10 protein-coding genes are annotated in these 13535 nt (G+C 33.2%); all 10 read right to left on the reverse strand.

Annotated features, from left to right (window positions below; genetic code table 11):
- Positions 1 to 66: 66 nt before the first annotated feature.
- On the reverse strand, positions 67 to 1335 hold the full coding sequence (locus FA045_RS12210; protein WP_136877357.1) for an O-antigen ligase family protein: 1269 nt from the start codon (positions 1333 to 1335) through the stop codon (positions 67 to 69).
- Between the two features lie 41 nt (positions 1336 to 1376).
- Entirely contained in the window at positions 1377 to 3521 is a 2145-nt protein-coding gene (locus FA045_RS12215; RefSeq protein WP_136877358.1) for an exopolysaccharide transport family protein, read from the reverse strand.
- Positions 3522 to 3539: 18 nt separating this feature from the next.
- Entirely contained in the window at positions 3540 to 4220 is a 681-nt protein-coding gene (locus FA045_RS12220; protein WP_136877359.1) for a TolC family protein, read from the reverse strand.
- Positions 4221 to 4284: 64 nt separating this feature from the next.
- Positions 4285 to 5358, reverse strand: a complete 1074-nt coding sequence (locus FA045_RS12225; protein WP_136877360.1) for a sugar transferase — start codon at positions 5356 to 5358, stop codon at positions 4285 to 4287.
- Entirely contained in the window at positions 5358 to 5753 is a 396-nt protein-coding gene (locus tag FA045_RS12230) for a response regulator (protein ID WP_136877361.1), read from the reverse strand. The genes FA045_RS12225 and FA045_RS12230 overlap by 1 nt, the downstream gene beginning before the upstream one ends.
- Positions 5754 to 6049: 296 nt before the next feature.
- Positions 6050 to 7645, reverse strand: coding sequence for a beta-galactosidase (locus tag FA045_RS12235; RefSeq protein WP_136877362.1), 1596 nt, complete (start codon positions 7643 to 7645; stop codon positions 6050 to 6052).
- Positions 7646 to 7905: 260 nt separating this feature from the next.
- Positions 7906 to 9207 (reverse strand): peptidoglycan DD-metalloendopeptidase family protein, encoded by a 1302-nt coding sequence (locus tag FA045_RS12240; RefSeq protein WP_136877363.1) that lies wholly within the window; start codon positions 9205 to 9207, stop codon positions 7906 to 7908.
- A 153-nt stretch (positions 9208 to 9360) separates the two neighbouring features.
- A complete protein-coding gene (locus tag FA045_RS12245; protein WP_136877364.1) occupies positions 9361 to 9585 on the reverse strand; it encodes a CDGSH iron-sulfur domain-containing protein in 225 nt (74 codons plus the stop codon).
- A 335-nt stretch (positions 9586 to 9920) separates the two neighbouring features.
- The gene (locus FA045_RS12250) at positions 9921 to 10931 is read right to left on the reverse strand and encodes a Gfo/Idh/MocA family protein (RefSeq protein ID WP_136877365.1); all 1011 of its coding nucleotides are present in this window, start codon (positions 10929 to 10931) and stop codon (positions 9921 to 9923) included.
- Between the two features lie 2 nt (positions 10932 to 10933).
- The gene (locus FA045_RS12255) at positions 10934 to 13456 is read right to left on the reverse strand and encodes a family 20 glycosylhydrolase (RefSeq protein ID WP_136877366.1); all 2523 of its coding nucleotides are present in this window, start codon (positions 13454 to 13456) and stop codon (positions 10934 to 10936) included.
- Between the last annotated feature and the right edge of the window lie 79 nt (positions 13457 to 13535).

Here is a 13535-nt window from a genome sequence, read left to right on the forward strand (position 1 = left end):
AAAGCTAATAAGAAACAAATCATACCAGGAATTACAAATATTTCAAACGGCATATTTAATATTTTTTTAAGATAATACTTCTTTATCTGAATATTTATCGTCCCAAGTTGGGCTTTTATAAATAAATACCCAAGAAAAATAAACGATTATTGAAGTTGGCATAATATTGATCACTTCATTACCATAACAACCAACTAAGATGCCAGCAAATCCAGCTGTTAATGCAATGACCTTTATACGGAGTTCAGTGTTTCGAACGCACCAAGCTATACTACAACATTTTCCAAAAATATACATCATTATCGAAAACCAAATAGTCAATCCAACAACTCCATACATTACCCATACCTTTACAAAAAAACTATCTGGTTGGAACTTATTTAAATACTTATCACTATTATACAGGTTTCCATTATAACCAAGCACACCTAATCCCCCTCCAAATGGAAGGTCTGCCATATAACTTTTTAATCTCATTTGAGTATCGAATCTAACCTTTAAAGAAGCATCATTGGGATTTAATGCAGTACGCATTCTATAAATTTGATAGTTACCATCACCAATCGATGTATATTTTAGGATACCTATAGAACTAATAACTATAAAACCTCCTAAAATTATTGATTTGACATTTTTACTTAAAACTATAGCTACAAATGCTGCAACGAAGAATATGAATATAGCACCGCGGGTGCCTGATATTAACATCCCATAAAGATTAAGCATAGCACAACCAATAAACAAAATTCTTTTCCATAATTTCATTGGTGCAAAGGAAATTATCAAAGCAATTATACCAACATGTGCTTGTGAAGCTCCAAATTGACCTGCATCAGAATAAAAAGAAAATACTCTTAATTTCCCCCACAGCATATGAGTTACTGCACCACCATTTTGTAGAAAAGCAGCTTCACCTGGAAAAAAACCGATATACAATTGCTTTATTCCATTAAATGCTGCTAACGATGAAAAGCAAAATATTATTACTAAGAAAACATCTAAGTCTTTTTTTACACTAAAAACAATTAAACCTAAAGAAACAATTAATAAAGGATATAGTGCAGCAGTTCTAATCTCATTTAACCACCCCATAAAAGCAGCTCCAGGATTAATTACCTCAATTAAACTTAAAACAAACCAAATTAATAATAGGTAAAAAATATCTTTGTTAAGATTAGTCCATTCCTTTAAAGGTTTTTTTATAATTACTGCAATTAGAATGAGTAACAAAAAAATCTCAATAAAAATACCATAAGGTAGTTTACCAACCTCACGTCCTAAAAAACCAATTATGAAACAGTAAATTATAAGTATAAAAGATAGAATACGTGGCATATTTTTATATGTCAAAATTCAGATAACTGCAATTTTCTGACTTATACATCCTTTCTTAAATCAATTTTATTCATTATCCAGCCTAAAAAACCTGGCAGTTTTTGAATATAATCAACTAATAAATGGTCTGTATCATTTAAAGATTTTCCTGATTCGAAAACTGCAATATTTTTTTCTGTAAATAACAACCATTCCTTGGAAATATTTACATCATGCAAACTGTTGATATCGATAATTACAATATCAAATTCTTTTCTCAAGAGATCAAATCCAGTTCTCAAACTTTTGATATTTTGTGCTTCTAATAATGAGTTTCTTTCTGCGCTTTTATTCATTACCGTGATTAAATCATCCGTATGAAATTCTTTCTTTTGTAAAAAAGTTTGAAAATTTTGCGCAGTAACTAACTCTGTGCTATCGGCTTTTTCAAGTGGTTGCTCATCTGCAATTAATAAAATCTTTCTACCTGTCATGGCAAATGCATAAGCCAAACTGTAACAGGTAAATGTTTTGCCTTCATTAGCCGCTAAGCTTGTAACACCAAGTATTTTACTTTCATCAGCCTCCATGGCTTTTAAGATCTCGAAACGGGTAGAGCGTAAGTGCTCTTTGTACATTTCGTAATCAGGTTTGTCACTTTTATCATTCCAGATGTTTCGAGCAATGCGCTCTTTATCATAGAGTTTATTTAAACTACCAATAACATTTGATTTGGTAGCCAATTCCAGCTGACGAGAGGTTAAAATTGAGCGATCCATTAAAAACATCACCCCAACAACAGACAAACATAAAAAGAAACTTAAAAACCCAGATGCTGCAACAAATAATGGAGCTTTAGAAGGTAATGGATTTCCAATTGTTCCGATTTGATCAATTTGTAATTTTAGCCCAATGGTTTGATCTGTTTTTGATGTATTGTAACGGTCTAAGGCTTGTGTATAATCTTTTAAGGCCAAATCAGCATCTCGTTCATAATTCTGAATTTCAGCATCATAAGGCACCATGCTATTATATTGTGCCCTCAAAGCTGCCAACTCATTATTAATCGAACTCATGCTACTTTTTGCCCGCTGAAGTTCGATTTCTAAGGTCATTTTTTGAGCAACCAACGTTTGCCTAGAAGTTTGAGGATTATAGATATTATCATCAGAATTTTTTTGGCCTCTGGCATTGATTAGTCTGGTTAACGAATCAATTCGTTTCTGATCACCTAACTTAAATCCGTTGTCTACAAAATCATTCGTAGCACTTTTCAACTGATTTTGTAAATCAACAATTGTTCTATTTTCTGCCCGATTCGGTGCGGCAACATAACTATCATTTCCCCTTAATTTACTTTCAATTATTGATATAGCTCCTACATTAGATTGTATGGTTCTAATCGCATTTGCTCTCATGGCTTCAGCCTGCGCAATTTGGACATTTACACTAGAAGATTGTTCTGATAAATTTAAAACCCCTCTATTTCTTTTAAAACCTGATAGAGCCGCGTTTTTTTCATTCATTACTTGCTCTTTCTTCTTCAATAAAGAATCTAATAAAGCAATAGAAGTATTTTGATTTTTGCTTACATCTTCCGTGTAATTACTGATAAATTCTGTGGTTAAGGTATTCACCACAAAAGCAGATAATTTTGGATTTTCTGAAATAAACTCTATACTGATGTAATCACTCATATCTGCATGACCAATATATAATTTATCTTTTAGTGATTTCTCTCCATAACCCATCGATTGAATTAAATCATACAATTTATATTTCCCCTTGTTATCTTCCAAGGTTAATATCGATTTATTAATTAATCTCTGTCTATAAATTTTAGCTAATTCTTGTTTTTGAGTTTTATTTAGCTCTTTGATCTTTTCGCTGTATTGCCTAAATCCAACTCTTGGTTGCTCTAACTCATGCAAAATCAAATGATAAGACAAAATATCCATCATTTTTTTCATTTGCAGCTTTTCCATAATGCTGTTAAACTGCTGACTAACCTGAAAAAAATCAACAGTTTGTTCGGAGATTACCTTTTTGGAAGGATCTAATAAACCAGTTGAAATTCTTGACTCAGAAGAATACTGTTTTGGTAATTTTTTGACTAAGAAATAAGTAAGTACCACCGCAATTATTGGCACTATAATGATAATCCACTTATATCGATTAACTAATTTTAAAAAAGATTTGATATCCATTTATAGTTTTAACTTATTTTATTTAACGGTAGCGATTTTTTGCCCAATCATTTCTTCTAATAAATCTTTAGCCTTTAAATAAGATACTTCTGACTGTATTTTTGCCGTAGTCGCACCTACTGAAATCAATCGTGATTGATTGTAAGCGTCTAATGAAACCTCACCCTTTTCAAACTTATAACGCATACTTTCTGCAACACCCTTGCTGTCTTGCGCACTTAACGTGTTAATTTTTAATGCTGCTAAAGATTGTACATAATCGTAATATCTTCTTCTCACTTCATTAGCCAATTGGATATCAAAATCTTGTTGTTCTAACTGCGCCACTTTATAATCTGCTTTGGCTTTTTTAACCGCAAATGGCTTTTGCAAAAATGTTCCTAAATTTAAACTAATACCATATTGCATGCCGTTTACTACAAATGGATTTAAAGGATTCAGTGCAACTCTATCTGATGGTCTATAAAAATAATTGGCAGAAAATAAATCAAGATAGGAAACCTGTGATGAACCCACTGCAGTTTTAACGCTTTCTGTTTTTGCAGCCTGAATTTTTCTTTTTGGCATAAACTCTTTTGCCATCTGGATATATTTATCTAGTTCAGCAGCGTTTACATCTGGAATAATTGTTTCTTGAGCGAAACTTGCTACCGAACAAAAAACCAATAACAAGAGGGTAATTTTAAATTTTGTTTTCATTTTAATTATATGTTATAACAAGAAAGTTTAAAGATAAGAAATCTTCTGAATGAGCCTAATAAAATTATACTTGCTCTTTTTGAATTAATGCTGGGAATGTTTTTAGAATAATTTTCATATCTAACCACATCGAATAATTGCTTGCATAGTAGTTATCAAGCTCTTTTCGCTCACTTTCAGACATGTCTTTTTTACCACGTTTGCTAATTTGCCATAAGCCAGTTAAACCAGCAGGGCCAATAAAACGCTCAGACCATTTGTTTGTAGTTAGTTGTTCTGCCTCATATAATGGTAAAGGTCTGTTGCCAACTAAAGACATATCGCCTATTAAAACATTAATCAATTGCGGCAATTCATCAATACTTGTTTTTCTTAAAAAAGCACCAAATTTTGTAATTCTAGGATCGTTAGAAAACTTCACGAAAGCTGATTTTCCACTTTTGTTACCTTCATTGGCATACTGATTTAAATCAGCCATTTGGGTTAACATTTTATCCGCATCGCTACGCATCGATCTAAATTTATAAAAATCGAATATTTTGTAGCCCGCTCCTACTCGCTTGCTTTTGTAAATTACATCGCCTTTAGAACCTAATCTAATGACAATCGCAACGATGATAAATAGCGGCATTAAAAATAACAAAGCAGTTCCAGACATTACTACATCAAAAATCCTTTTAGCCAAAGGCATTTGATACGTGTCGTTTAATTTTTCTGGAAGCTCTTCTAATTTTGGCTTAATTAACTTAAACTTTACCAAAAAATTTATTCTCGAATAAAAATCATCTAATGGGAAAGGGTATGTATAATAATCGTTTACTTTAAGCGCTAATGCTTTAGTTCTTAATTCTTTACTTTCTTTTATCCCTATTAAAATGATGATAATAGATTTGAAAAGAGGATTCGATCTTAACAATGAAACCTGATTGAAACACTCTTTGTTTTCATCAACTTCAATGATGATTACATCGGGTAAACTTAATAATGTCTGGGCATTGATATATTGATCGAAATCTTCAGGACATGTTAAATCACTGATGTTATTCTCTAAGTCAGAAATTAATACTTTACTTAGTAAATCTCCGAAATATACCACTTTTGAATTCACGGCCTGACTATTAAAAGTTGAAGTAATCATTACGCTATTAACTGAGTAATTTGAGACTTTAATACCATTGGATTAAACGGTTTTTCTAAATAACCATCAATTTTGAATGACATTTGTTGAACTTTCTCTGCTAAATTTTCTTCACCAGATAACAACATTACTGGTGTATTGCGGTAAAAACCACTTAATTTTAAATTTTGAAGAAAAGCAGTTCCGTCAAAATATGGCATTCTTAAACTAGAGATAATTAAATCCGGATCATTTCCTTCTTCTAACCAAGCTAATGCATCAATACCATTTTGCTTAATGGTTACCGTGTAATCGGCAGATAATATATATTTATATAATTTAGATAGATTTAATCCACCATCTACAATTAAAATACTTTTTTTAAAAATTTGGAATGCTTTACCGTTTGTTTTCATTTTTAGGGATGATTAATTTAAAAAACTCAATTATTTAACTCTTTTAATAAGTCAAAGATGGGCTTAATGGAATTACTCAACAATAGCCCAATAGGGCTATAAAAAATTTAAAACAATGTAAATAATTGATTTACAGACAAATAAGTTTACGATTTTGAGCCATCGCTACCTAATAGGGCTATTAAAATTTTAAAAATGGATATATTATATAAGTACTAAAAATAAAAAAACTAGCTAAGCATTTCTTACACGAGAAATGATTAGCTAGTTAAGCTATAAATAACGTAGCTCTTGATTTACAATTTTTCTACAAAAGTTGGCGTTTCAGAAACATCTACTTTTAGTTTACCATTAACTGTATTAACGGTTTTTGCTAACATTACATCTTTACCTGGTTGTAAGTTATGTATGATTGCTTTTTGAGCATCGCCCAAGTCTAATTCATAAGTGGCTTTTCTACCTTTTTGATCTGGTACAGTTAACACATAAATTATTTTTTTATCTAATGTATAGATATCTACAATTGGCTCAGAACTTATCGTAGAATTATAATGATAATTACCGATTAAAGTTTTTGCTTGCAACATATAATCTGCAGATGGTCTTCTGGTAAAATTAGCGTTCACAAAACCCGATGAAGAATATTGTATGGTGCTGTTGAGATCTACATCATCTAACATATAAAACATACACCTGCTTAAACCTTTCCTGGCAAACATCAATGATGATCTTAAATTCCAATCTGCCTGTGTAATTTGCGAACTTTTATCGCCAATAGGTATAGCTCTTTGAGGCGTAGATGTGCCAATATCATAACCTACTTCAGTTATCCAAACAGGCATATTGTTGGCATATTTTTTCGACATTTCTAAAAATTTTGCAGTTACTTCTCCCAAATCAGACAATTCTGGAGCTACACCAACCGTTGCTGTTCCTTTGTTGTTAAAAGCATCATTAGCATATTGATGGTAATTGATAATATCGAAACATAAATCGACCGAACCATCCGCTTTATAGCCTCTATTTTTTTTGCACCACTCTACCATTTTAATTACAAAATTTGGATCTGGTGTAGCTAAACCGCCCATTACTACTAACATATTCGGATCAGCGGTTTTTACCCCAACATTTTTACCCAAAGCACCTTTATGTCCATCATAAAATGCTGATAAATTTGCAGCGTACTCTTCCGGACTTTGTTGTGCTAGCGGACCTTTCCACCATTTATCTCGCTCATTATCGCATTCAATATATTTGATTAAACCTAAACCAATTTTAACGGTATTCACTTTATCATTTGTCCAACGAGGAGTGCTATTTACTGTAACTAATGCCGCATCAACATTTTTATTGCTGCCATACCTTGCTGCCAATTGAAAACCAGCTTTGGCCTGTTTAATGTATGAACTTGGCTCACTTCTGCTTAAACCATAAGGTGCTGGTACATTTTCAGCGTCTCTTTTTCCTTCTGGATAAGTATTGAGTAACCAAGTCGGACAAGTTTTTAAATCGACCAGCACATCTAAACCAGCATCTTTCATCCTACCGTATATGGCATCTAAATCCCATCCGCCAGAATGCATTACGCTAAAAGTATATTTTCCTTCTGTAGATTCTATACGTTCCCAATCTAGGTAATGTCTAATGCCTCCAAAAGATTTGATTACATTGAATTTATTTTCATCAATCATCTCAGGAGAACTTTGTTGGGCAAAATCCCATTCAAATGCATTTACCGCTAAAAAATCTTTAAACGGAGTAGCTGATGAAGATGATAATGGTGTATTAGGTACGCCAATAACAGTTTCTGATGAATCTGTTGTAGATGATTTTTTTTTGCAAGATAAACTTACAAAAAACAACACCAAGAGTGGAGCGAAGATGTGTTTCATATAATTTAGAATAATAAAATAACCATTAAAGATTGTTTAAACATTAGTTCAAAAAACCAGTTAATCTTTAATTATGATTAAATACGTAATAAAGACAATAATATTATCTCTTCAATTAAATGTTTAACCAACGTTTATTTTATAAATCTAAAATAAATACAGCTATTTCAAAGCAATTTTTGAAAAATATCAATTCATTCTAATTTATGGTGCAATATCAAAAACAACATTTATTACAACTCGCATATAAAAATTGCGCATTACTTTTCAATCCAACCTATTTCATCACTTGCGTTAACAACAAGATAATAATTCTCATAAGAACCTAAAATGTTAAGCATTTCGCCATTTTTAAGTGTAGATTTTACCGCCGCAGCCGAATCAGGCTTATCAAAAACAACTTTTTCAATTGTAGAAACAGTTTGTTTACAGAGCGGTTTGCTTATCGAAGAGAGTTGATTACTTTTAAGATAGCCAACCTTTCCATCTGGCAATTCTATTCTATATTTATTACTCAGTGCAGCAGTAATTCTTAAAATTGTAGCATCAGGCAAACTGACCTGTTGACTATCAATCAGCAAAGCAACTTTAGCATTTGTTCGCATAGTGGTATTTAATGCCACAGTTGGACTGATAATTTTAGGCAATACTTGTACAGTTGGATCAACAAATGGAAGAGGATCTACAGCTCCGCCATTGGTATAAATTCCTAAATGTAAATGTGGCAATCCACCTATTGCATTACCCGTTGTGCCCATTCTACCTAAAGTATCACCTACTACTACAGCTTCTCCTTCTGTAACTGATTGTTCATCTAAATGTGCGTAATACAATGTGTAATCTTTCCCATTTGGTCTAAACCAAACCACTTTACCACCTAAATTATTAGTGTTTACACGTGTAACTGTTCCAGCAGCAACAGCTAAAACAGGAGTTCTTAATGGCGCAAAAATATCGATACCTTCATGCCTTCGAGCTCCATTATCTCTATCTACACCCCAAAAACTTTTTATTGAGTTTCTATTGGCTGTTTTTAATGGAAAATCTAGTGATGCACCCGAAGTAATCCCTAAAGTAAATTCTCCAGCACCCAACAATTCAGGTTGCAATCTTAAAATGTAAAGTCCCGTTTTTTCAGCATCTAGCTGGATGCTTGTTCCCAGTGTATCAGCAGAAGCTAACAATTTATAATTTCCACTTTCGGATTCGAATACATCAGAAAAAACATCGAAACCTGAAATTTGCTTTCTGTCTAGCTTTATTTGAAGCTTTTGGCCTTTTAACAAATTAAATTTAAACGCAATTGCTTCGTTTTTCTCGGCAGAAAAATATCCCTTTTCCTGATAAGGTAATTTGATAGCAACTGCATTTTGCAAACTTTCTTGAGCGTTAGCAAGCCATTTTGCGCCCATTGCAGTTTGATCTAAACCCGCAGCAGATATTTTTTTTTGATAGGCTTGATGAGGGGTTTGTGGTTTTAACAAATTAAAAGGTCCGCTTTTACACGAAAACAACATGATACTCGAAACAAAAATGCAAAGCAGTAATTTTAAACTTTTCATAGATTTTAGATTGTATTTGATTAACAATGCAAAAGCGATGATGTTTTAAGAGGTCGTGTTTCAGAAATTTCTATTCATCAATATGAAAAAATAAAAACCATAAAAAAACCCTTAAACTTTGAAATTTAAGGGCATTATTGGTATTATTAAATACTATACTTTTTTAGGAGGCAAATCAAATGCGATGGCATCATGCTCAAAATGTCCATTGTGAGATCCATCGCAAAATGGTTTATTTTTAGATAAGCCGCAACGACAAATAGAAACAATCGTTCTTCCTTGTAATCCGTAAGCATTACCTTCTCTATCAACTATTTCAAAATCTCCATCAATTTTTACTGAGCCGTTGTTATTTATTGTAAGTTTGGTTTTAGACATAATTTTAAATTTTTACAAAGCTAGCCGATTGAAGTGATACAAAATAATTTCATGTTAGTTTAGAAACATTCTGCAAAGACCATAAAAGTAGATGATTAAACCATATAAGAAATATATGTCCATTCAAGGTGCTTGCTTATATTTCTTTATATGTCTTATATGGTAAATTTCAAAAGCTAAGCTTCACTGGCAATCGTAATACCATTACGCTTGCTGTAAAACGTGGAAAGGAGATTGCTTCACCCCGTGAAAAACAGAGGCTCGTAATGACGATTTTCCTTAATTTAAGGACATGAAGCTCTGATTAGCAATGGCATTTAAGCTCGATTAAAATTTTAAAACCGTGCCTTTTGGTACATTTTTTCTATTTTAACGGTTTTACAATTTAGCCTTTTACTCACATCAGCTGCTTCCATAAAAGCTAAAATCTCTAAAGTTTCTGCAGCGCTAACTGGTGCTTTCCCTGTTTCAAAAAATAAGATGATTTCTTTTAACAATGGCTGATAACCCAAATACGGACCAATATTTACGGTTTCATTTTCACAGAAACAAGTGCCTCCAAAATCTGCTTTGCCATTCCTTGTGCCTCTAAAAGTTCCAATTCTGCCATCGTTCCAAACACCAACTACAACATCCGTATCTTTTGTATAATGTCTGGTTACCGTTTTGCAACCGGTACCCATTAAAGCAAAAAGTGCTTCAATGCCATGTATGCCATACCAAAATAAATCTGGGTGGGTAGGTTCAATTGTTGCCGGACTAAATGTTTCTGCACCTAAAACTTTACCATATTTATTGTTTTTAACATCAGTAACTGCTGTCATAAACCTTAAAGACGATGATGAAAAAACCGGAACTTGATTTTGCTCAGCTGCTTTAAAAATTGCCTTTGCATCTTTTAATGATGCAGCCATGGGTTTATCAATAAACATTGGTTTTTTAGCTTTAATTACTTCTAAAGCTTGCTCCAAATGCAATCTGCCATCGTTGGTTTCTAGCAAAACTAAATCAACTTCTTCAAGCAATGCTGAAATCGAATCAACTACTTTTACATTGTATTTTTGAATTTCTACAGTTTGCAAAGGGATCCGTTCTTTGCTTAAGGCTAAATCTTTACTCCCAAAGGGATAAGCAGCCGTAACTTTGTATCCATTATATGCTCCGTTTTGAGCTTCGAATAACAATTTGGTAAAAGCCAAACTATGACTGGTATCTAAACCGATTACCCCAATTCTTTTACCACTATTTTGATTAGCAAATACATCAAACGGATTTACCAACAAACTTAAACCTGCAAAGCCGCTCGCTTTTACAAATGCTCTTCTATTTAATCTAAAATCATCCATAATTACTTTATAACAATGGTTCTTCCACCCCTAACTGAACTGTTAAACGCTTTAAACTTCATCAATCCACTTTGTGTAATTGGCATGGTGTAAGTTTTGCTTTTTAAAGTTGGCGTACTACCATCTAAAGTATATTTAATTACCAACCCTGGAAATTGAGTATTTGCATGAACTTTCCCATCCTCAAGCTTTACACCAACAGTTGGTATACGGTAATTAAGTCCGCCAGCATAATGGTTTAAGCGGGTAAATTCACGCTTGCCTAGCAAATTGCTAAACCAACTCCAATCTTTTAAATAGTTTTGATTGGCTAAAATGCTATCTTTTTCTGTTGCCCAAGTAGGATTTTTTGCCCAAGCTCTTTCTGCCAAACCCAAAAGTTTAGGCAGCAACATGTATTCTAGCTGCTCGGCTCCTCTAATTTTCTCAGACCAAATTTGCCCCTGAATGCCGACAATATTGCTAGCACCATATTCGGTTAATCGTTCCTTATTATCAAATATTTTCGGCTCAACCGGATTGCCTTGCACATCTTCTTTGGCAGATTTGTAATAATCCAAAGGGATAAACTCAAACGGCTTATTTACATCTACAAAAGAACCCCAATATAAACCAGGTTCATCAGCGTCTTGCTCGTAGGCTAAATCGAAATAAAAATTAGTTACTGCCGATAGGACTACTTTATAACCTGCATTTGCCAAACGGTAAGCTAAATCTTCTTGTCCCCAACCCCAAACATTGTTCCATACATAAGCATGAAAATTTTGAGTAGTAAAATCTGGATTGGCCAAATATTTTGTTGCTCCATCTAAAGTTGTTTTTCGCATCGCCACTTCTTCCCAACCAGATAAATAGAGGTTGTTCTTTTTTAAGATTTGATTAACTTTTGATAGATGAAAATACCATAAATCGTTATAATTTTTGATATTTTCTTTTTGCATTAACGCAGCTATTGCAGGCGATTTTTCCCAAACGCCATTAGGAACTTCATCGCCACCAATGTGAATGGTTTTTAAAGGTGCATTTGCCAAATTGTACATCTGCTTAACTTCATCAACTACCTTTTCTATAAAAGTATAGGTTGATGGTATGGCGATGTTCATTACATTATCTTTAAAACCTTGCACCGATTTATAAACCGATTGATCTAAAGTATCTCTTAATAAATATTGCTTTGCTAAAGTTAAATCGGTGTTTTTATACTTTTCATATCTTGCATCCATGGCTTTTATGGCCGCACGAGCATGACCAGGTGTTTCTATTTCTGGTATTACCTTGATATGTCTTGCCATTGCATATTTTAAAATTTCAATAAAATCAGCTTTGCTGTAAAAACCACTGCCCGGAAAAGTATTTGGCAAAGCACCAGAACCATACGAAGGATGCAAGCTTTTTTGATCGTTTAAAGTATGTGCCCTAGTTGAACCAACGGTTGTTAACTCTGGCAAACTAGGTATTTCTAAGCGCCAACCTTCATCGTCATTTAAGTGAAAATGCAGGGTGTTGATTTTGTAAAGCGCCAACAAATCCAATACTTTTAAAACCTGTTCTTTTGTTTGGAAATTTCTGGCCACATCTAACATAAATGAGCGATAACCAAATCTCGGTGCATCTTTAACTTCGGCACATGGAATATTAATTTCGCTTTGCTTTTTTGCCCAACTGTTTGGCGGCATCATCATTTTTAGCGACTGGACACCATAAAAAGCACCATTTGTTGAACTTGCCGCAATTTCGATTTGATTTGCTGTTACCTTTAGCTCGTACGCTTCATCTGCCAATCCTTCAATTTTTTTGAAAACTATACCGTTTTCAGCTTTGCTGGATGATAATTTTGAACCTAAAAGTTGATACAATTCTTCATTAAATAAATCTGCTTCGTTTTTGAAGAATGGATCGAAATTAATTGAAGTATTCTTAGTGAGTGAGAAAATTCCCTTTGTAGCCTGATATTCGTTTGGCGAAGGTAAAATTGGCACCAAGCTCTCTACTGGCAAATCTGAAACCAATTTATTCTTTTCGAAAACCTTTGCTGGATCCAATTTCAGCTGTGCCAATTCTTTCTCAACCAAATAATTACTTTTAAAATTTACGATGGGATGTCCTTGTTCTGGCTGTTTGTTAAAAACGATGTACAATCCTGATGGCGCATCAGTATAGTTTTTAGATTTGCCATTGGCGATGTATTCAATGGTTATTTTTTCACCATTTTTTATTGATTTTATGTTTTCATCAAAAACAATTCTGCAAAACTCTCCACTTAAGTTCTCGAATTTGGCGTTATTGCTCGTTACCTTATTAATTACCCTTGGATAAGAAAAATAGAGTTTAAAATCGTTTAAATCTATCGCCGCTTTCCCTTTGTTGGTTAACGTAAATGAAGCCAAAAATTGCGCTTTATTTTGATAATCATTTTCTAAAAGCTGCCATTCTACAAATAAATCGGCAGGTTTAAAACTTTGCTGAGCCTTAGTGTTAAGGATTTGGAAGCATAATATAAAAGCAATTAAAAGTATTTTTTTCATTATTATATTTTTTACCGTTGGCGAGGACGCCAACGAGGGAATTAATGATTTCGTCATTGCAAGGCACGAAGCAATCCTA

Source organism: Pedobacter cryotolerans (genome assembly GCF_005116475.1).
Taxonomy (GTDB): Bacteria; Bacteroidota; Bacteroidia; order Sphingobacteriales; family Sphingobacteriaceae; genus Pedobacter; species Pedobacter cryotolerans.

Bases quoted from the DNA above. Each gene is read 5' to 3' on its own strand.
- FA045_RS12245 (WP_136877364.1), bottom strand. From the start codon at position 9,585: ATGTCTAAAACCAAACTTACAATAAATAACAACGGCTCAGTAAAAATT.
- FA045_RS12210 (WP_136877357.1), bottom strand. From the start codon at position 1,335: ATGCCACGTATTCTATCTTTTATACTTATAATTTACTGTTTCATAATT.
- FA045_RS12255 (WP_136877366.1), bottom strand. From the start codon at position 13,456: ATGAAAAAAATACTTTTAATTGCTTTTATATTATGCTTCCAAATCCTT.
- FA045_RS12225 (WP_136877360.1), bottom strand. From the start codon at position 5,358: ATGATTACTTCAACTTTTAATAGTCAGGCCGTGAATTCAAAAGTGGTA.
- FA045_RS12230 (WP_136877361.1), bottom strand. From the start codon at position 5,753: ATGAAAACAAACGGTAAAGCATTCCAAATTTTTAAAAAAAGTATTTTA.
- FA045_RS12235 (WP_136877362.1), bottom strand. From the start codon at position 7,645: ATGAAACACATCTTCGCTCCACTCTTGGTGTTGTTTTTTGTAAGTTTA.
- FA045_RS12215 (WP_136877358.1), bottom strand. From the start codon at position 3,521: ATGGATATCAAATCTTTTTTAAAATTAGTTAATCGATATAAGTGGATT.
- FA045_RS12220 (WP_136877359.1), bottom strand. From the start codon at position 4,220: ATGAAAACAAAATTTAAAATTACCCTCTTGTTATTGGTTTTTTGTTCG.
- FA045_RS12250 (WP_136877365.1), bottom strand. From the start codon at position 10,931: ATGGATGATTTTAGATTAAATAGAAGAGCATTTGTAAAAGCGAGCGGC.
- FA045_RS12240 (WP_136877363.1), bottom strand. From the start codon at position 9,207: ATGAAAAGTTTAAAATTACTGCTTTGCATTTTTGTTTCGAGTATCATG.